The following is a 21,159-nucleotide window of genomic DNA, read 5'->3' on the forward strand; positions in this document are numbered from 1 at the left end:
GCGCCGCCTGTTGAAGGTATATAACTCAATGAATGACTGTATTTAACTCTTATGTTGAGGGTATTTAACTCCTCATATGACTGTATATAACTCCTTTTCATGGGAGTCTGTCAACTAAAATACATACTCTCAACTAACGACATCCATTGGAGCTCTGTTATGTTATCGACTACGCCCAACATTATGCAGCCCGCCGAAGAGGCAAATAACCGTGCGGGCACTTTTGCCGCGAGTACATCCACCGGTCAGACAGCAAGTCAGACAACTACGCCAGCCAATGTGCAGATTCAGCCGCGCAACCGTTCTCATGATATTGCCGAGGCACTACGAGGTGAGTGGTTGGCTGATGACGCGTTTCTGACTGCAGCATTCAATGGCATGTCGATAACGTTTCCGGCTGGGGAAAAATTCTTTATTGATGCCGTTAGGCATTACAGGGACGAAATAACTGATCCAGAGTTGCAAGAACATATTCGTGGGTTTTGTGGCCAGGAAGGTTTTCACCGCCGGGAACACCAGCGGTATAACGAAACATTGTGCGAAGCGCGCGGTTATGACCTGCAAAAACTCGAGGGTAAGTTAACTAAGCGCCTGGACTGGGCAAGGAAAAACCTCCCCCCTATACAAAACCTGGCGATCACTGTCGCTATCGAACATTTTACTGCGGTATTGGCAGAACTTTTGCTGAGCTCTGATTCGATTATGAACAAGGCCGAACCCTCAATGCGCGAACTGTGGCGCTGGCATGCCGCTGAAGAGATGGAGCACAAATCGGTGGCGTTTGACGTCTTTCGCGCAGTGGGAGGCAGTGAAGAACTTCGCATCGCTGTCATGAGGCGCGCGACATTTTTTATTGGCCTGGAGCTGGTACGAGCGCTGTTTTATATACTGCGCAAAGACGGACAATTATTGAATTTCCAGCTGTGGCGTAAAGGCTTGGCTGGGCTCTTCGGTAAGCAGGGAGCCTTTAGTGGAGGTTTGGCTCTGTATAAAGAGTTTTATGCTGAGGGCTTTCATCCCTGGCAGCAGGATACGCAGCAATTGTTGGTTGATTGGGCCGGGGATGCGGGCGTGGCAGTCAGTTAGGCCATGAGTAGGTCAATGTCCCGCATGGGGGCTGCGGGGCTTGGGATGTGTGGCGAGTGAGGTCTTAGTTTTATCTGAGAACTTCTAAGAATGAAGGGTCTTCTGCTATAGAAGCACAGGCTGTTTTTAAAGCCCTTTCCAAACTGCTTACAGACGTGTCTGCATCAGAGCCTTTGTCTAGCGCACAAGCATTATAGCTGCTCTCGTAATTGTCTTCCTTGCCTTGCCTCACTCTCTCTGCTCTTTCAACTTGTATGTTGCCCACTCACCCCTGCGGCGCGCCGCAGGCAAGGCCATATGCCGGGATTTAACGCCAGCCAAGCTTGACGGTGCGATACTTGAAATGGCTGCGGCCTGTGAAATGTTTGACTAGCGCCATGCCTTCCTCCTGCAGGGTTACGCCATTTTATTGATATTGGTATAAAGGCCCATCGTCGGGGGCGTGAATCGGTTAGGTCGAATATAACCGAGCGGCTGGCTACTTCAGATATCCCCCAGCGAAGCTCACTGCTCCAGTTTGTATGACTTCAACTTTGTTGGAGTCAATGCAGCATCTACCCTGCCCTACCTACCGACCAGATCTCGCAAAGTAATAGGCTCAGGTATAATATTCACCCTACCTGTCTAACCAACTAACAATGAGGCATAGTATGAGTAAGCCGGTTGAATTAACACTTAGCAAGGAAACGAAAGGCACCTTTGTATACGTGTCCGTTGAGGACAATGCCGTCATCACCAACCTGTACCTACAGAAATCGCAGATGCCTGCGGAGGCGCCGAAGAGAATTAGCGTCTCTATAACTTTTGAATAAAGCATTCCGAGGAGTTGCGATACTAAAAGCACCGGCTCCAGCACTAGGATTTGGGCGCCGAGCACATCAAAACACCATCGTCGCTGGATCAAAATGATTCTGCAGAACTTATATTGCCGTTTTCAGCGTCATTTTGTCTGCTACACTGCCCGCAGCCGCATATGTCTTTGTCCTAAGCGACCGTACAGCGGTTTTTTCGAACACATCAGAACAACCAAATGGGGAGATATTATGACGTTCCTAGATAAATATTCAGACGTTAGCTATGTCGCGTTAAGAATAGTCGCGGGTTTTTTATTCCTATGCCATGGCACTCAAAAGCTTGTCAGTTACCCAACCGAGTTTCCTTATCCGTTAAATACCATGAGTACAAGCGCCGGTATCATTGAGGTTCTGGCGGGCTCGCTAATCATTTTAGGGTTCTATTCGCGCATCGCAGCGTTTATTGCTAGTGGCACAATGGCTGTCGCTTACTGGATGGTGCATGGATTAAATCACCCCTTTCCAATCGCAAACGGAGGAGAACTATCCGCTCTCTATTGTTTCTGCTTTCTGTATATTGCGACAAAAGGGCCTGGTAAGTTTAGCTTGAACACCCGATAGCAGTGCCCGTTTAAACTACTGCGGGGCAATTCTTTGGACACTGGAGTGCTCTTGATAGACCATTCATGTTGGTCACCGTTAGTGTTGACGCCATAGACAAGGCCGGCTCGCGTAAGTGGAGGTGACTTACGGAACGCCTGTACGGCATCGTTAATTAAAGTGCAGCAGTAAACGTATCGCAAATATTGAAATCACCGGACTGAAAACCGTCGCTTAACCACCTCACTTCCTACGCTGATGTGCCATGGGTGGACGGTTGCATGCTATTGTTCAGGAATGAACGGATATGCATTGTGCGATCACTGGCAAGGAAAAATTTTTAGGCCAGTAGGCGGGTATTTCGCGAATTTCTCTGGTTCAGTTAGCAGGATCAGTCAGGAAACCTAATCTCAACGGGCCGTTTATTTGTCCTACACTTAAACATAGCGCTTATTACGGTGGTTGATTCCCTTAAGTTGCTGCAGTCGGCGATGGACACACCTATTGGTCCGCTCTACCAGACCAGCTATGACATTAAGGATGACAATCATGTCGTCATGACTATTACTATGCGCGACACTGCCAGACATCCAGATTGGCCGGCGCCGGAGCTGGATATCGCAATGGCACAGGGGAATTGGGCGCAGAGTATCAAGACCTCCTTAGCCAATCCCGCGATTGCCGTGACTCCGTTAGAGCTAGTGCCACAACCCGGTGACAAGACGATTACATTCCGGTGGGAGTTGACGCTCTAATTAGCCTATTTGGAATGCCATTACGACCAGTGACGCTGATACCCTGACTTGTCATGCGTCAGGTGCCTCCAGCGCCTCCCGTTGCAACCCCCGCCCCCACCAACCGACTGTGGCTACTGGGCATCATCGCGGGACTGCTGTCTGTGGTGGACATCAGAAAGCTGCGTAAAGCCTGAATCGTCTCAAGGCGCCGAATGTCCCGGTGTTTTTTGCTGGAAGGATGCCGCGCTACCCGGGAAAAGTAAGTAGTAAGGGACTTGCAAGAAACCCCAAAAAAAGATAAAGGTAGAGAGTAATAATTCCGGGAATCTTTAAAATGACTGCTGTCACTTCAACATCCGCTAAGCGTGGCTTATTACCGCCTGCCGCGCTCCTGATTATATTGATGATGCTATCGGGTCAAGCGATGGCATTCGATTCTGACAGTGACACGATCTGTGATGACGATATAGACGTGACTGGCGTTTGCACTGCCGGGCCTGCTGCAGGTGATAATTGTCCGTTGATTCCCAACACCGACCAGCGTAACACCGATGGCGCAGGTGATGGCGGTGACGCCTGCGATGACGACGATGACAACGACATGATCTGCGATGGCGGTATAGCCGTTGAAGGCGTGTGCATTGCCGGGCCTGATAATTGCCGGACGATTCCCAATAACGGCCAGGCTGACTCGAACGGGAACGGTTGTGGTGATTTCTGCGAGTTTGCTGGCTGTGGCGCGGCAGGTTGTATTGACGGGGTTGGTTCTGGCAACGGATCAGACGGAAACTCCGGTACTGGGGGCGGTGGAGCCGTAGTCGAAAACCCAGGAGTGATTCCTCTTTTCGATGAAGGTACTCCTCTTGAGGCTTCCGTTTTGGAGCTGACGGACACGGCTTTGATCACACGGTGGGGCGATCGGGCGAGAGATCGTCATGCTCGAGAAAACAATTTTCAGGCGTACGACCACTACCTCAAAATGTATTGGGAAGATCGCACGGCTTCGATTGTGATCACAGATACGGTGGCCCAAGGCGGTAAAACTATTTCCTTTGAGATAGCCACTGAGTTTCGATTGGAGGAGCTTGAGCCCACCACAGCAGCCGACATGCGTTTCTTCTACCTGGGCGGCGGATCTAACGCTGAGTACCACGACAATCGGCGCGTCACCATCGTAGACAATATGAGCTCGCCCGCGCTGTACACTCACTCGGTTGATCGCAATGCGATCACGGGAGAGGATCTGCAAGTGGGTGATCATATGGAGATCGAATTTAGTCAATTTCTGCATGATGACGTTATCGCCAAGGGCGGGCGCGCGAATTACTACGGCACAGCGATCATGTATGTCGTGGGCGTTGGCATTGTGCCTTGGCAAAAGAATGCCCCCGGTCCGAGCGATGATATCTGCCCCTGTTATGACGAGTTCTCCCTGCCTATTGACGAAGAAGGCTGGCTGGGGGGCCTCACCACCTTGCCCTATCAGTACTCTGACGAACCCCGCGACCACTTCATGCAGATGGCAGGTAACCTTTCTGGCGACAATGCCCAACCTTTCGTTCGGGGGCGTCGCTTAGTGCATACAGATTTTGAGGATGGCAAGCACAACGAAGATCCAGAGAATCCAGTATTTGAGGAGCAAGCCGGCAAGCTGGGCCCTCACTACATCAACGAGTCTTGTGATTCATGTCATGTGCAAAATACTCGGTCTCTTCCTCCTGAAGTCGGAACGCCGCTCACCCAGTATGTGATAAAGATAGGAGACGAGGAAGGTAACCCCGATCCTCTCTTGGGGGGAGTCTTTCAGCCGGGCTCTTATACCGGGGACTCGGAGGGGACAGTTTTGATCAAGAGTTGGACGCAGGAGGGGGGGCTTAGAAGTCCCAACTATGAATTCTCAGACGTGACTCCCGCTGCATTCTCTGCACGCGCCGCCCCACAACTTGTAGGAATGGGGTTGCTGGAGGCCATACCTGAGGCGGCAATTGAAGCGCTTGCGGATATTGGTGACGCGGACGGTGATGGCATCTCTGGACGGATGCGCGTTGTGACTGATCCGGTATCTGGTGATGCTCGCCTAGGAAGATTTGGCTGGAAAGCAGGTCAAGCGACTGTGCAGTATCACATTGCTGGAGCCCTCCAGACGGACATGGGCGTGCTCACAAGTATTTTTTCGTCTCCAGAGTGCGGTCGTGAGCAAGAGGACTGTGGGCCAGAAGGTGCGGAACTCAGCGATACTGACTTACAGGATCTCACAAAGTATATTTCCCTCCTGGGGGTAAGAGCTCGACGTGATCTCAAGAATGCGACCGCCCTTCAAGGCGAGGATCTCTTTGAGGAAATAGGTTGTGCCGATTGCCATGTCACAACATTCTCCACTTCGGACAAGGCCTCATTCGCCGAGCTTCGCGGGCAAACAATCCACCCTTATACAGATCTCCTCCTGCACGACATGGGACCTGGATTGGCTGACACTCTTCCTGAGGGTGACGCTACGGGAGCCGAATGGCGCACTGCGCCCCTGTGGAACGTCGGACTCACCGCAGACGTCAACGCGGGCGAGGCCTATTTACATGATGGCAGGGCACGTACTCTAGAAGAGGCCATTCGTTGGCACGGCGGAGAGGGAGAGAACTCGAGGACCGCTTACGAAGAGCTCGCCGCGGGTGATCAGCAGGCGCTCGTCGCTTTTTTGAAGTCGCTCTAGGCGCTCATCATGTTCCAGGAGCTTAGGAGCAGATTCCGCTACGTTTAGCGGCGACTTAAAATATTCTAATTGTAAAGTGATGGAGTTCACCACGCGCGTGACCCGCATTATCTTGCCTTTTGCCACCTATATAGTAGGGGTTGCAAGGTCATGTCTTAACCTGGCAGTACACTTACGTTCACTCGACAAGCGGGAAAATAGTATGGATAAATCAGATAACCACGGCTCAACATCGAGGGTTGATTGCGATGTCGGCTGAATCCACCACCATAGCGGTGGTCGGCGGCGGCATGGCTGCGCTGATATTGGTGCAGCAGTTGCGCGAGCAATTGGCAGACAACACGCGTGCACTTCAGTTATTGGTCCACTCGCCCACTCGACCGACCTGATCCAGAGCGGGTGGCCAAGGCTAACGGATTCTCACTATGCGAAAGCTTCTTCCTTAAATTCTCATGGATACTGTGTGTAAGTGCGTTTCTCTGTCATAAACACCCCAATAAGTGGCGTAATTATTGTATCTTATTGAAGTGTCCGGTAACTTTGAACAGTAGCACAGCTCGGCTATAAATATTACCACTTTGAGCCCATCCTACTCCATCCACCCCCCTCATAAAATGGCTCTGACTATCTGTTCTTCGGTGTAACGTTTCTTCATGGTGAAATCTTCATTGTGCTGGTTTGGAGATCTCATCGTTGTCATGCTTCTACTCGTGGGGAAAAGGTCAGGGTGAGGTTCACTATTCTTCCGCTGGAAGCCAGTTGTGGTGTAGCAGCGGGACCAAGTCAAGGTTGCATTGATTTTGCACGATTATATTGAGAATGTCGCTAAATACCAGCCCGGGAGTAAATTGATCATTTGACTCAGGTTGATGGGCCTTTTTGTGCCGTCCCAGAGAGTGTTTTCCTTTCGCGGCGGTGTAAAAAAAATTACCAGAAATCAGCGGTGCGCTCCAAATGTTGCTGTCATAGATCACCTTGCTGGCAGTGGGATCGTTGTGTTGCAGGTACCTCAGTAAAAGACTGTTATTGCTGGATTCAGAAATGCTTATGTTGTCAGAGAATAGCAAGCCACTTGATTGGCCGGCGATATCAATAACGGTCCCGCGGTTGCTCTTTCCCTGATAAATAACGTTACCTTTTACCCGCACGTTTTGCGTATCGTTAAATACCAGTTGGTGTTTCACGCTTGAAAGTATGCAGTTATTGACCAATGAAATATCCTTTGACCGATTGACAATTAAGCCGGCATAGCGACCATCGTCTACGCTCAGGTGGTTGTTAACCTGCACGTTTTCGACGCCGTGGCCCAGTACGATTCCCGAGTCGCCATTGCCGTAGGTTGTGTTACCTGAAAGCGTAATGTCACGTCCTGAAGTGACATCTATGCCCTGCTCGCCACAGTCGGTGAGCAGGTTGTTTTCAATGCGAAACCCTGAGCCAATATCATTTCCGGCACTGTCCTGGTGAAGCGTGATGCAATCGTTATTTGTGACCCCGGATATTCTGCATCCCCGTATTGCAGAGTCTGTTAATGGCGGGTTCTTACTCCCCCCGAATACAATGCCGTTGTTGGTCGCGTCGTTGATAAAACAATCTTGAATGATGATGTTATTCCCACTTCGTACGCTAATGGCATTTTTTCCCGCGTGTTCCACAGCCACGTTGTCCAGCAGTATGTGGCTTACTCCGCCCGACAGTAATATTGCGGTATGGGCGGCATAGCGAAATTGTAAATCGCCGATTGTCAGGTGACTTTGACCTTTGATTCGGAGTAATGTGCCTGGTAGCACGGCTTCAATGTGCAGGTTTTGTATCGTTTCTTGGAGCAGTGGTCTGTAGTTTAGAATTCTCTGATCTGCTGAGTAATGCCATTGTCCCGGCAGCAGGGCAGGGGCTGGCGTTCTTTCACGGCGCACCAATGCGTCAAGTCCAGAGGCTTTCCAGGATTGCTGTGACCCAACCAGGAGCATGACGGGCTCTGCAGCGTCGTGCAGTGATAAAATCCCATCCTGGTTTTCAGTGCTCCACTGCATGGAGCCACCTGCGAGACGATCCGAGAAATCTCTCGCGCCCGTAATAATAGGTCTTTCGGTATTCGCCGAGCCGGTAATGGTAATAACAGCGTCGTGCTCTCCTGATGTCCTGACTCTTATCTTATCTCGATAGGGTTGTGTTGGCCCATTAGGTATGACGACAAGAGAGTCTCCGGCTGTCAGCCTTGAAGCTGCAAGGCTAAAAGATTGCCAAGGGCTTCTATCATCGCCACTTGCCGCGTCGTTGCCCTTCACATTGTCGACATAATAGCTGGCGGCCATTGCAGCCTTGCTACCGCTGAATAAAAGAATCAATGTGTAGAAAATTGCTGCTAGTTGAGCGCGATAAAGATGTCGCATAGTAATATAGCCTCTCTTTTCGGGTTTGGGGGCGGTGGATGTATTACTCTTCGCTTACAGGCTGATCGCTTTGCTAAATTTGGTTGGCTTGCATAGATAATTTCAGGCTAATTTTCTTTCCAGAGCTTTCCCAGCCCCGGCCAGAAAAACAGGCGCCTTGTGTTGCTTCAGAAAATTTAATGTCGTTATGGTCTCCATTCCACTCCATGACTTTCACATTATGATTCTCATCAACAGCCACATCCCATCCAATAATACTAGTAAATGGCACCATTGGGGGGTTTCTAGGGAATGAAAAAATATTTTGTGACAGCAGTCGCGCTGAAAGCCTTTTTCACGTAATAACGTAACACGTCTTGCCTACAGAAAGCTTGGCAATAGTATTGGTCAGAAGAGGAGAGAAAAACAGAACATTGATGCCTACGTAGAGAGAGGGGACTTGCTGGTAGAAACTGCCTGTCAATACGGGCTTTTGGATAGAGATACCACCGCCGCCGAATTAGGGACAGGCTGGATACATTGGTTTGGTTTGGTTTGGTTTGGTTTGGTTTGGTTTGGTTTGGTTTGGTTTGGTTTGTATTTCGCACTGCATTCCAGAAAGAATGTAAAACTGCATCTGTTTGACGTAGGGGATGACAGGCAATTGAACGCCCTGAAAAGCTCCTTTTCAGGCTTGGCCGGGCGCTGGAAAAACAATAGCGATACAGATCAGCAAAAGCTTCAAAAAATCGTCAATCTACTAAAAGTCGATTCTTTTGAAGATCTCGTTGATCAGCCCGATTATTCTCATACTGCGCGGGTCTGTGGACCGTTACACCCCGCAGATAGATGTTGTCCTCGCGGTATTCGCAAAAACAAGTTAACTTGGTAGTAGCTTTATTTCCATTACAGTTCATAGCGACTTAAAGGAGTTAAGTGGGTGGAACATGTGTATAAAGTCTCAGGGATTCAATGTGGCGCCTGCAAAGAAAAAATTGAAACGACTCTCAACGCTATAGAAGGGGTGGCCGATGCAAACGTTGAGTTATCCGACGGCACGACCACCCTTGAGATGACCGCTCATGTCACACTGGAGGCACTGCAACAAGCGCTACTGGATGCTGATCCAAGCTACCGTATATATGTTCCTGGAAAAACTGGTGGGTGCCACGAAAATACGAACTCTAAGCTTATGGTCAACGGGAGCGGTATTTATTACTGTCCAATGCACTGCGAAGGTGAAAAGACCTATACACAACCAAACAGCTGCCCCATCTGCGGTATGGATTTGCTGGAGCAGCCCAGCCTGTTGCCCAGTGCCCTATACACCTGCCCCATGCACCCAGAGGTTATTGAAGACAAACCCGGTGACTGCCGCATTTGCGACATGGGCTTAGTAGCCAGAGAACCCGATGAAGGTGCGGAACAAAAAGCGTACAGGGATCTGCTGCAAAAGCTGAAGATAGCCGCAGCCTTTTCGTCGCCGGTATTTATTATCGCCATGGGTGAAATGATCCCAGGAAATCCCCTGCCCGACCTGATGAAACTAAAGTATTGGGACTGGTTGCAATTTCTGCTCACCCTACCGGTAGTCTTTTATGCCTGCCGCATGTTTTTCCAGCGTGCCTGGCAATCCATCATCAGTATGAACCTGAATATGTTTACCCTGATCGGCATCGGTACCGGTGTAGCCTTTGCCTTTAGTGTGTTCGGGCTATTATATCCAGGCGTTTTCCCCGAAGAATTTAAAACCGACACGGGCAGCGTACACCTCTACTTCGAAGCCACCGCAGTTATCCTGACGCTGGCGTTACTGGGCCAACTACTCGAGGCCAGAGCCCATAGCCAGACCAGCGGCGCGATAAAAGCCTTGCTGAACCTGACCCCCTCTGAGACCACGCTGGTCGAAAATGGCATCGATCGAGTGATTTCCATCCACGACGTGAACGCCGGGAATCAATTGCGAGTAAAACCCGGCGCCAAAATACCGGTCGATGGAAAAATCACGGAGGGTGGCAGTAGCGTGGATGAGTCGATGATCACTGGCGAGCCGATACCGGTCGATAAAGCAGCGGGCGACACCGTCACTTCCGGCACCATCAATGGCCCCAGATCCTTTGTAATGCTGGCTGAAAAGGTTGGCGCCGATACCCTGCTCTCCCAAATCATCCAGATGGTCAACGACGCAAGCCGCTCGCGCGCACCGATTCAAAAACTGGCGGACAGCATCGCCAAGTATTTTGTTCCCGCGGTGATCGGGATTTCCCTGATCACATTTATCGTCTGGGCTATTTATGGCCCAGAGCCTGCCCTGGTGTACGGCTTTGTGAATGCGATTGCGGTGCTGATTATTTCCTGCCCGTGCGCCCTGGGTCTAGCTACACCGATGTCGGTGATGGTGGGTGTAGGCAAAGGAGCGCAGTCAGGGATTCTCATTAAAAATGCGGAAGCCTTGCAGACTCTGCAAAAAATCGACGTTCTAATCACGGACAAGACCGGCACGATTACTGAGGGTAAACCCTCGGTAAACCAGGTCTATTCGCAATACGAAGGAGAGGAAGATACCCTGCTGGAAATGGCCGCCTCCCTCAGTCAACACAGCGAGCACCCACTGTCAGGGGCAATAGTGCAATACGCAAAAGACCAGCAGGCGAATCTACCTGAATCCAGTCGCTTTGAGGCCCTCCCGGGCAAAGGGATTCTCGGCCTAATCGACAATCACCAGGTGGCTATGGGAAACCCTAGATTGTTCGAACAACTGGCTATCGTCATCGAATCCGAACTGAAATCTAGAGTCGAACAGCAACAGAGACTGGGACATACCGTCTCCTATATTGCCATAGATGGTTCGTGTAGAGGGTTTATCGCTATCTTCGATGCCATTAAGACGAGTAGTCCTCAGGCCATTGCTGCGCTGATGACTAAAGGTATTCAGGTCATCATGATGACTGGCGACAATGCCAATACTGCAGCAACGGTGGCCAACGAACTAGGGCTAAGTAACTTCGAAGCCGAGTGCCTGCCCGAAAACAAACTGAATAGAGTGAAAAATTTACAAGCCGAGGGCAAAATCGTAGCGATGACCGGCGACGGTATCAATGATTCCCCAGCACTGGCGCAGGCCGACATCGGCATCGCTATGGGCACCGGCACCGATGTAGCGATGGAGAGTGCCGAAATCACCTTAGTTAGCGGTGATCTATCAGGCATTCTCAAAGCGGTACAACTCAGTCATGCAGTAATGACTAATATCCGGCAGAATTTGTTCTTTGCCTTTATTTATAACGCACTAGGAGTGCCTATAGCGGCCGGGATATTATTTCCGACCTTTGGCATTTTGCTGTCCCCGATGACTGCAGCAGTAGCGATGAGTTTAAGCTCGGTGTCCGTCATCAGTAACTCGTTACGCCTACGCAAACTAAAACTCGCGTAAACTATATGCGCGCTAATATTTGTCCGCGTGATTTTGACGTGTTGTTGGCGGTTTGCTAATTCACCGACAGCCCTTGCTGCTGTCAGCCCACAGCCTATAATTACAGCGTTGCCATCTCAAGACGAATAAAGGCATCTCTTCAGCTCAGTTAGCGGGATCAGTGAGGCAGACCGACTAGCCTTGATATTTTTAGGCGCGGTAACTCGTATTGATGAGGCTATTTTTTCACGATAGCCCTTTTATTTGTCCTATACTTTTAGGACTTATCTATTATAAGGATATAGAAACTTCTCTGATTGATAAGGATTTTTATAGAATTTAGGTACAGATCGTATTTTTTCGGGCCGAGATTGGTCAAAACCGGGTGGGGCCCTTGAGGAAAAGAAGCGCCACTCTAGACGTGTAGCCGAAGCCGTTAGTGGTGCAATCTACCCCCTGGATTCGAGAATACTGCCTGGGAGTTTACCACGGAAAATTCAGATCATCGCTAGCAACACGTTGACTGATCAGCTGATCCAGATCTTCCAGCTCGTTCTTGGTCGTGGCTTTGACACACTGATACCGTGGGGCTCCACTGGGGCGATAAGACCCCTTCCCAAATATCCAAAATTAGCCAGCACTCGGACGGTCGCATGCGTCACTTAATCGACATAACCACTGCCTAATTTACACCCAGGTTTTTATCACAAGGGAGGCTATGATATCCTCAAGAGATAGATCAACGCACAAAAAGTGAATTCGAGAACCATGGTTGGAGCGCAATTCAGAAAGTGAAAAAATATGATCCAGAAAAACCGCTGATTGTAATCCATATACCGAAAACGGTTGGCACCTCAATAGCCGCGCTACTTGGACTAAATTTCATTTGGCTGGATCCAATACAATAATGACTCTGTAATCGCGGGTAGCAATTTGACTGACGTATCCATCATTACCCCCTGCTTCAATGAAATTGGCAATGTTGCCCAATTACTTGATCAACTCTCTAGAAGCCTTGATGGCGCCCATTTAGATTGGGAGGTCATATTCGTTGATGATGACTCTCCCGATGGCACAGCTGCTGAAATACGTGGTCACGCAGAGCATAACCACAGAATTAGATGCATTCAGCGTAAAACTGAGCGGGGTTTGGCTTCGGCAGTGATTTGGGGGCTTCAAGCAGCACATGGGAATGTCTGTGTTGTGATGGATGCCGATTTGCAGCACGACACCTCAATAATTCCGGACATGGTTCAGGCGATTCACGATGGCTGCGATATTGCGATTGGCGTGAGGTTTGACAGTCACAATAGTACGGATAACTTAGAGGGGCTGTCTTCAGCTTGGAGAAATCGACTTTCAAGGTATGGAAATCGAGCGCTCAATTGGGTATTAGGGCGCCAGCTATATGACCCTCTTTCTGGGTTTTTTGCCGTCAGCAGAGATATGGCTAGCTCCAGTCTGGCGCGACTAAGTGGCGAGGGGTTTAAGATCCTTTTTGATCTGCTTTACCACAATCGAAATAGCAAGGTGGCCCAGATACAGTTTCACTTCGGTCAGAGAACCTATGGTGAGTCAAAGTTAGAGCCTCTTGTGATCTGGCACCTGTATTGCGATCTTGCTTCAAAGGTTTTGCGTTATGTAGTTCCGGCAAGATTTATCGGTTTTGTTACAGTAGGGACATTTGGCGCCGCCATACATTTTTCAACACTATATTTTCTACTCTTTTTCGGATTCGATTTCTGGGCATCTCAGCTGGGTGCCACTTTGACAGCAATGGTAAACAACTTTTTGATCAACAACGTATTGACCTACTCGGATCGGCGGCTTTTAGGTAAGGACCTTCTTGTAGGCATGGCTTATTACGGAGCAGCTTCCGCGATTGGAATTTTTGCAAATGTTGGTGTGGCGTCCTATGTCTTTACAATTCAGGGCGGCTCTACAATTATTTCCAGTCTCTCGGGTGTACTTGTAGACCTGATCTGGCGATACAGTGTTGCAAATAGAGTTATCTGGAATCGACGTTCCGGTAGAAGCCAAGGCGGATAGCCACCAATGACCGACTACAATTATGAAGAAGGTATTCCCGCCGGATACTATGACGAAATTTATCGCGTCGGGTCCGGAATACAATATTGGTGGCATCACTTGAAGTTTTCAGCTGTTGCAAATGCAGTGCCCACCTCGGACCGCTGGCTCGATATAGGCTGCGGGCCAGGCACGTTCCTAGGGAACTTCAAAGTCGGTAGAGGTTCTATCGGGCTAGATTTCAGTGCACCTCAGATCGAGTATGCGAACCAAATCTACGGCAACACTAACTTGTCTTTTGAGACCAGTTCGCTTGATGAACTAATTGCCAGAGGTGAGAAATTCGATGCAATATCGATAATAGAAGTAGTAGAGCATCTGCCCTACAGCACCGTTGACCAGCTCCTGGAACAGATGTCACAGTTGCTTAAACCCGCCGGACACCTCATTTTGACAACACCCAACTACCGCTCCCTCTGGCCACTTATAGAATTGGCAGTAAATGCACGCTCGCGAGTAAGTTACAAGGACCAACACATAAACAAATATACTCCGGGTAAGTTGCAGCGCCAGCTGAGCCACTTGTTCGACACTCGTCTAAACACAATCGTAGGCCTCGCCCCATTTTTGGCGGCAATTTCGGATAAACTCGTATCTCCTGCCAATGATGTTGGCACGTTATGTCGACATTTTGGTGTGGGCAATCTAATTTTGGCCACCGGCCGACTAAAATCCATCAAAGCTGGCATCAATTGAGAGTGTGGGAAAGTGATTAATTGGTTTTTGCGAATAGTAAGTGAAAGGGTTCAGAATTTCTTTGGTCGCGCCTATTACTTGCTGCTGCGACTAACCAACAGTAGTCATAGTAATGCTGACATATTTTCAAAGATTTATGAAAGCGGAATGTGGGGAGGTGACGGCTCCGCTGCGTTTTCAGGGCTGGGTTCTCGCGGAGAACTACTGAGTTCAACAGTGGATGCCGTTAACATGCTCATTGCCGATTCTAACGCACGTAGCATACTGGACATTGGCTGCGGCGATGGTGAGTTCGTTTCTGAACTGCTCAGGCGAAATGTCTCCCTAAAGCACTATTGCGCAATAGATGTTTCAAGGCAGGCACTAACAGTTGCCAAGCAAAAAACAGACGATTTCAGAGCTCATTTTAAGGTTATGGATGCCAGTAGTACTGCTTTTGAATACTATGATCTCGTTCTCATAAGGCAGGTCCTTCAACACCTCAGTAATGAGACTATTCAAAGCATCCTGGACAATATTGACCACTGCGGTAGTTTGTTAGTGATCGAACACCGTCCTAGCGACTCAACTGCAACCCCCAACAAAAATATTCCAACTGGCGCTAGCACTAGAAGATTCAAAAATTCTTTTGTCGATTTGAGTAAACCTCCCTTCAATCATTCTTTCACTGAGAAGAGAGAGTTATCAAAGATTGAGATTAAAAGTGTAAAAGGGTATTTAGTTGGCACCTATTTTTGCCGAAAAGTGGGTGACTCGTCGGGGGCAGTCAATTGTTAGGAACGAAGACGTCCGCAAAACTTTAGAAAGTCGAGTTAGTTCAGGGTTTGTATTGCTGAGCCACCACTCTTCCGCACCCTTTGAATAAATAGCAACCCCATTGCATTTTAGACCGCTCCATATGGGATCCACAAGCATAGGATATTCAGTGGCGGCAATCTGACAGGACAGCGGGAACGGAATTTGTGGCACCAGTTTGTTGGCTTTTCCATCCGATTTGTAGATGTAATTAGTGCTGCCGCGAGAAGGAACAAGGCCGCCCTACCCTATCGCACCTGGTGCCACCATCGCGGGCACCCCCTGTGCCATTACTTCTTTTCGCAGGAAGCGAATCCGCAACCACAGCGCTCAACCAGCAACGACGCTACTGAAAAACGCATGGCAGCGACTGTTGCATGCTATCGTTCAGTAATAAACGGATATGAATTGTGCGATCACCGCCGCAAACAAATTTCCAGGCGAGTAGGCGAGTCTTTCGCGAACTTCTCCAGTTCACTTGGCACCTTCAGTAAGGAAATCTACTCAACAGGCACTTTATTTTTTCTATACTTCTTCTTGATGGCATCTTCGTGAGGATCAGTGCTCTTACGGTCTGGGTAAACTCAGTATGCGTGAGCAATGATGTCCTGAGCAATCTACTGTGTCTGGGCGAGCTAAGCCTGCAGAGCTTGTCGAGAGGTCAAGGTGCTCTGCGCTGGCGTTGGCTCTAAGGAGATTCTGCGTGAGCTTGCGCAAGGCAGATGGCATTGCGCCGATTTTTGAGTGACCTCTAGCGACCTTAGTATGAGTGCAGCGTGACTCATACCGGAACTGTGTGCCCCGGATGAGTTATCCGCCCAGAGATAGAGGCTTAGAAATTGTAGGTAAGCTTAATGCCATACATGCGCGGATTAGTCAGGTCCTGTGACTGGAGCGTAGACACAGTGCTAGGCCGCTCTTTGTAGATGGACTCCCTGTCGTCTGAAAGATTTTTCACATAGGCCGTAGCCTCCCAGACATTGTCTGGTGAGAAAATATTTAGCCGCGCGTCCCACTGACCATAAGCGTCCAGCTTATCGTACTCATCATTGTTAAAAGCGTTGGTATATTGCTCACCAACGTACTGGTAACTCACCATTGCACTCCAATCAAACTCGATAAGCTCCCACTGGTAGACCAGGTTAGCCGAGGCCTTATACTGTGGAGACAATAAGAACTCATTGCCGCTGAGATCCTGTTCTTCCGTGCACAGCGGCGCTAGATCGTTTCCCTGCTGCAACGGCCCGAGGGCACAGGCAACGGTATCAATGGAGTCGTAATCTTTATACTCGGTCTTGTTGTAAGAATAGTTCGCGCTGAACATTAGGCTGTCGGTCAACAATGCCATCAGCTCTCCTTCCAAACCCCAGGCCGTAGCATCGGAAGCATTCTCAAAAACAGGCGTTGCCACACCGTTGATAAGTTCTTGTTTAAGTACCTGCAAATCCGTGTAGTCATAGTAATAAGCTGACGTGCTCAGCTTTAGGCGATCATCAAGCATCGTGCCCTTATAACCTATCTCGTAAGAAATAAGTTCTTCAGGGTCGACGGTATTGACATCAGTCGTCTCGTTTGGCGCCATCAGGTTGAAGCCACCCGACCGGTAGCCGGTCGCGACAAAACCGTAGAGGAAGTGGTTATCGGTTATATTGTGATCCAGCCCGATACGCCAGGTCACCTGGTCCCAATCATCATCAGCGTTGCGCTGGCCTGGGTCCCCGACATACTGCACAAAGGTTTGATCCGAACCCTTTTTTTCATCATAGGAATAACGTAACCCCACATTTACCATGGTACTAGCGGTCCAGTCCCAGTCCATCTGACCATAAACTGCATAAGCATTGGTCTCTAGCTCGGAGCGGCCGTTAAACAACAAATTGTCCCCACTGACTGGCCCTATAAACTGACCAAAATAAGCATAGGTCGCCATAAGCTCGCCATTACTCTCGATAAACTGCAGCGTCTGCTTCTCATCACTGTTGTAATAATACAAACCGCCGATAAAGTTCAGGCTACCGTCTAAATCGGTAATCAACTGCAGTTCGTTGGAGTACGAATCGTTCTTCTGAGTGAAAGGCCGGGTGGTCATGGCTGGCGTCAAGCCGAATCCGGTCGCGTCTTCAACCGTCCCCCCCCCTAACGCGGCCAAGTTCTCCAACTGGCCCCAGTCCAGACCAGATTCCGATGCCTTCATGCCATCAGCATCAAAATCAGACTTATACTCGAATTGAGAATAGCCAGCGGTATATTTGAGCGTATATTGTTCGAAGTCATATTCACTGATGAAGGTCGCTGAATTACGATGCAAGTCAACATAGGGGTCAAAATCAACGGATATTCTATCCTCATTGTCTAATGCTGGATTTTGACCCGTTGCACCCTGCTGGCCATTGGCAAAATTCTGCGCTGGAAACATCCCGGAAAAATTAGCGGCACTCCCATCACTGATGTAGCTTATCGGTTGAATAAACGCCGTTGACCAGGGGTTTAGTACATAAGGCTGGGCGCCTTTACGGTCAGATTTGGCCCTAAACACCTTGAGGGAGTTAGTCCAGTTATCCGTTGTATCGTGCTGTAAATGGATGGTGCCATACACGCTGTCTCGCTCATCGAAACGTTTGCTGCTGCCTTCATTTTTTTGGAAGCCTTCACGCGTTATCGTTGAAAGCGCCACTAATGCCGACAAATCCTCGGTTACTGGGCCACTCACTAGCCCTTGCAGGATCAGGTAATCATAATTACCTGCTTCAACAACCACTGTGCCGCCCCAGGCCTCATTATTGGGCTGTGTGCTGATAAAATTAACCGCGCCACCAATGGAGTTTCGACCGTATAGGGTACCCTGCGGCCCTCTAAGTACTTCCACTCGGTCTATGTCCAGAAAATTTGAATAGCCGAAAATATCGGTTTCGGTGGTATACACGCCATCCACATAAATACCGACACCGGGGTCAGACCCTAGGGCCACGGTGGAACGGCCCACACCGCGAATACTGACTCTGCTCGGTGCAATCGTCAGTGATGGCGTGTGTCGTGCGATATCAGCACCGGTATCGATACCGAGTTGGTTTCTGGTGCCTTCATCGAAGGAACTTAATGATGCGGCCGTGTCCATCAGGTTGCTTTCGCGTTTGAAGGCAGTAACGACGACTTCTTCAAGCACCATCTGCGCCATCGAGTTAGCAGACAGGCTGGTTAGAGCGGCGAAAAGTATCGTACGTTGATATTGGTGCAGTGGGTGCTTCATCAGTATAAATCCTTTAAGGTCAGATCTTTTCCAAACTACGCATTGGTATTTGTGCACGCTAGCCTAGCTTGCCATATATATATTAAACTTGACTGTAAACAAGTTTAATGAGATTGTCCCACTTTATTTGTCAGAAGACAAGTTTAATAAGCTGCGCTAGAGGAGAGCTTATTCCACTATAACCCCAGCTTCTAAGCAGCAGAGCATAAGAGCCAAAAATGCCCCAGAACAAGCAAAACAAGCCCGAAACTCCGATAAAACGTACCCGCCGAGTACAGGAGCGGGCTGAAATTACCCGCGCCAAGCTTATTAAGGCGGGCACGGTGATGTTTTCAGAGCGCGGCTTCGACGGAGTATCCGTGCGAGATCTTGAAAATGCGGCGGGGGTTAAGCGCAACCTGCTGGCCTATCACTTCGATGACAAGGATACTTTGTGGAAAAGAGTCACCAATGACATCTACGGACTAATGAAAACAGAGTTCGATCAGCGCCTGCTCATTAGCCAGGAGATGTCTGGCCGTGAAAGCCTGGCCTTCGTGGTGCGTTTTTATGTGTACTTTCATGCCCGCCATCCCGAGTTGAGTCGGCTGGTCGCGCAGGAAGCCACCCAGCATAGCTGGCGGACCCAGTACATGATTGAGCATCATATACGGCCCGCCACAGTTGCCATGGAAAAACTGGTGAAAGAAATCCAGGGGTTGGATAGAGATGCGTTTATTCACTGGTACTACATTATGATCAGTGCCACTTCCACGATCTTCTCTTTTGCCGCAGAGTGCCGGGACCTGTTTGACGTAGACCCCTGTGAAGACGGCATGGTCGAGGGCCATGCCGATATGCTGGTATCCATGCTGCTGGGGTCAGACAAATAAAGGTCTTTACGATTTAGTTTTTAATAAACGGATCGTCCGGCGTGCCCTTAAAACACCATCAAGCATCCGCAGATTAAAAAGCAAGTGCCATTTTTTCCTGTACTTCATTTCTGTTTACTGCAGCTTTGCACGCACAAGGCACTGCCCAACCTGCTGACATTCAACGTCGGTTAGGCCAAAGGTGTGTCCCCCTGCTCGAATGAAGACGCCAATTTTTCACGCCACACCATAGACAATACAGAGCCTCTAGGGGCGATATGTTTGGCACCCCTGGGGGGGGGATTCACCCTCTTATTGGTGGCGTGATCTTTAGGATTCTGCATCTGTTACCAGTCGCGCAGCATATTCGCGTAATCCAAGAGCTACGACGCGTGACTACTCTTGCTCTGTGACGTTCTGCAATGGAACAGCATCTACCGTATGGGCAAACCACGTAAGAGCATACTCATCCACTTGCATTAGGCCGGCACAACACTGTGATACTCCTCGAAGGTCTCACCCTTATCTTCCAGATTGATCCCCGTGTCGCACAGGGTGAGAATGACGCAGAAGGAATTTTTTCTAATGAATGAATAAAGTCTAAACCTAAGGAACATCCGTATCATCACAATACAATTATGGTATCTTTGCCCAAAATACTTGTTTACTAGGAAAGCGCTAAGAAATGAAGAAGACAGCAGTTCTTTTAATCCAATTAGGCACGCCCGATAGTCCAAAGACGAGTGATGTAAGACGCTACTTAGGCGAATTTTTGAATGACCCTAGAGTGATTGATTTGCCCTGGCTTGCTAGAAAATTATTGGTGAACGGTATTATCGTACCTTTTAGAGCGCCAAAGTCGGCCAAAATTTATAAAGAGCTCTGGGATCTTGGAGAGGGCCAGTCGCCCTTACTGGTGCACACTCAAAAGGTTCAGGAAAAGCTTAAAGTGCGACTTAAATCGTCGAATGTTGATGTGTATATGGCGATGCGTTATCAAAACCCTTCTATGGCTGATGTCATGGAGGAAATGCGGGCACTCCACTACGACCATGTTATTGTCCTTCCGTTGTTCCCACAATACGCAAGTGCGTCAAGTGGCTCTGCCATAGAACGTGCTATGAAGATAATGAGTACATGGTGGACTACACCAGAAATTAGTATTGTCAATCAGTTCTGGGATAATTCCGGCTATATCGATTCTATTGTTGAGCGCTCAAAGGCCTTTAATTTAAAAGACTACGATCATATTTTATTTTCCTATCATGGCTTACCGGAAAAGCACGTCGATAAAGTATATGAGGGGGACAACCTTTGTAGTGAGGCCCCTTGTGAAACTGAAATTAACGATAAGAATAGTCTGTGCTACAAGGCGACAAGTTATGCAACAACTCGGCTTATTGCCGATAAGTTAGGTCTAAAAGAAGAAGACTATACCGTCTGTTTTCAGTCTCGCTTAGACAAAAAGTGGCTTACCCCTTTTTCTGACAAAGTAGTAGAAGAGCAAGGGAGACGAGGTGCAAAAAAATTACTCGCATTTAGTCCCGCTTTTGTCGCGGATTGCTTGGAGACAGTCATTGAAATCGGTCATGAATACCAAGACATATTTGAAGACCACGGGGGCGAAAAGATTCAATTAGTCCCTAGCTCTAATGATCATGAACGCTTTATTGATGGTCTAGAAGAGATCATAAGAAAAAAATTATAAGGCTAGTTTTTAGAGAGTTTAGCCAACGTTTAAAACACTATGCGGCATAGCGTTAGGCGTCGATAG

16 protein-coding genes are annotated in these 21,159 nt (G+C 48.9%); 13 read left to right on the forward strand and 3 right to left on the reverse strand.

Going from position 1 to position 21,159, the window contains the following annotated elements; genetic code table 11:
* The first annotated feature begins 159 nt into the window (after positions 1-159).
* From ABXT62_RS10385 to ABXT62_RS10410, 6 genes are all read left to right on the forward strand, one after another.
* The gene (locus tag ABXT62_RS10385; protein WP_415355183.1) at positions 160-1,086 is read left to right on the forward strand and encodes a metal-dependent hydrolase; all 927 of its coding nucleotides are present in this window, start codon (positions 160-162) and stop codon (positions 1,084-1,086) included.
* A gap of 650 nt (positions 1,087-1,736) precedes the next feature.
* On the forward strand, positions 1,737-1,898 hold the full coding sequence (locus ABXT62_RS10390; protein ID WP_415355184.1) for a hypothetical protein: 162 nt from the start codon (positions 1,737-1,739) through the stop codon (positions 1,896-1,898).
* A 231-nt stretch (positions 1,899-2,129) separates the two neighbouring features.
* Positions 2,130-2,501, forward strand: coding sequence for a DoxX family protein (locus ABXT62_RS10395; RefSeq protein WP_415355186.1), 372 nt, complete (start codon positions 2,130-2,132; stop codon positions 2,499-2,501).
* A gap of 470 nt (positions 2,502-2,971) precedes the next feature.
* The gene (locus tag ABXT62_RS10400; RefSeq protein WP_415355187.1) at positions 2,972-3,235 is read left to right on the forward strand and encodes a hypothetical protein; all 264 of its coding nucleotides are present in this window, start codon (positions 2,972-2,974) and stop codon (positions 3,233-3,235) included.
* A 316-nt stretch (positions 3,236-3,551) separates the two neighbouring features.
* Positions 3,552-5,924 (forward strand): di-heme oxidoredictase family protein, encoded by a 2,373-nt coding sequence (locus ABXT62_RS10405; RefSeq protein ID WP_415355189.1) that lies wholly within the window; start codon positions 3,552-3,554, stop codon positions 5,922-5,924.
* 248 nt (positions 5,925-6,172) lie between these two features.
* Positions 6,173-6,313 carry a hypothetical protein gene (locus ABXT62_RS10410; RefSeq protein ID WP_415355190.1) on the forward strand — a complete coding sequence of 47 codons (141 nt, stop codon included), beginning with the start codon at positions 6,173-6,175 and terminating at the stop codon, positions 6,311-6,313.
* Positions 6,314-6,661: 348 nt separating this feature from the next.
* On the opposite strand, the gene ABXT62_RS10415 is transcribed toward ABXT62_RS10410, so the two are convergent.
* Both ABXT62_RS10415 and ABXT62_RS10420 read right to left on the reverse strand, forming a co-directional pair.
* On the reverse strand, positions 6,662-8,317 hold the full coding sequence (locus tag ABXT62_RS10415) for a right-handed parallel beta-helix repeat-containing protein (protein WP_415355191.1): 1,656 nt from the start codon (positions 8,315-8,317) through the stop codon (positions 6,662-6,664).
* 73 nt (positions 8,318-8,390) lie between these two features.
* Positions 8,391-8,591, reverse strand: a complete 201-nt coding sequence (locus ABXT62_RS10420; protein WP_415355192.1) for a hypothetical protein — start codon at positions 8,589-8,591, stop codon at positions 8,391-8,393.
* Between the two features lie 165 nt (positions 8,592-8,756).
* On the opposite strand from ABXT62_RS10420, the gene ABXT62_RS10425 reads away from it, so the two are divergent.
* From ABXT62_RS10425 to ABXT62_RS10445, 5 genes are all read left to right on the forward strand, one after another.
* Positions 8,757-9,188: a hypothetical protein gene (locus tag ABXT62_RS10425; protein WP_415355193.1), complete on the forward strand. Its 432-nt coding sequence runs from the start codon at positions 8,757-8,759 to the stop codon at positions 9,186-9,188.
* A 48-nt stretch (positions 9,189-9,236) separates the two neighbouring features.
* On the forward strand, positions 9,237-11,729 hold the full coding sequence (locus tag ABXT62_RS10430; RefSeq protein ID WP_415355195.1) for a heavy metal translocating P-type ATPase: 2,493 nt from the start codon (positions 9,237-9,239) through the stop codon (positions 11,727-11,729).
* A 912-nt stretch (positions 11,730-12,641) separates the two neighbouring features.
* Positions 12,642-13,757 carry a glycosyltransferase gene (locus ABXT62_RS10435; RefSeq protein WP_415355196.1) on the forward strand — a complete coding sequence of 372 codons (1,116 nt, stop codon included), beginning with the start codon at positions 12,642-12,644 and terminating at the stop codon, positions 13,755-13,757.
* Between the two features lie 6 nt (positions 13,758-13,763).
* The gene (locus tag ABXT62_RS10440) at positions 13,764-14,492 is read left to right on the forward strand and encodes a class I SAM-dependent methyltransferase (protein WP_415355197.1); all 729 of its coding nucleotides are present in this window, start codon (positions 13,764-13,766) and stop codon (positions 14,490-14,492) included.
* Positions 14,493-14,504: 12 nt separating this feature from the next.
* Positions 14,505-15,269 carry a class I SAM-dependent methyltransferase gene (locus ABXT62_RS10445; RefSeq protein WP_415355199.1) on the forward strand — a complete coding sequence of 255 codons (765 nt, stop codon included), beginning with the start codon at positions 14,505-14,507 and terminating at the stop codon, positions 15,267-15,269.
* An 850-nt stretch (positions 15,270-16,119) separates the two neighbouring features.
* Here ABXT62_RS10445 and ABXT62_RS10450 read toward each other — a convergent pair.
* Positions 16,120-18,534: a TonB-dependent receptor gene (locus ABXT62_RS10450; RefSeq protein ID WP_415355201.1), complete on the reverse strand. Its 2,415-nt coding sequence runs from the start codon at positions 18,532-18,534 to the stop codon at positions 16,120-16,122.
* Between the two features lie 218 nt (positions 18,535-18,752).
* On the opposite strand from ABXT62_RS10450, the gene ABXT62_RS10455 reads away from it, so the two are divergent.
* Positions 18,753-19,406 (forward strand): TetR/AcrR family transcriptional regulator, encoded by a 654-nt coding sequence (locus tag ABXT62_RS10455; RefSeq protein WP_415355203.1) that lies wholly within the window; start codon positions 18,753-18,755, stop codon positions 19,404-19,406.
* A 664-nt stretch (positions 19,407-20,070) separates the two neighbouring features.
* Positions 20,071-21,093, forward strand: a complete 1,023-nt coding sequence (gene hemH, locus ABXT62_RS10460) for a ferrochelatase (RefSeq protein ID WP_415355205.1) — start codon at positions 20,071-20,073, stop codon at positions 21,091-21,093.
* Positions 21,094-21,159: the final 66 nt, after the last annotated feature.

The sequence above is a fragment of the Halioglobus sp. Uisw_031 genome (assembly GCF_047729875.1).
Classification (GTDB): domain Bacteria; phylum Pseudomonadota; class Gammaproteobacteria; order Pseudomonadales; family Halieaceae; genus Marimicrobium.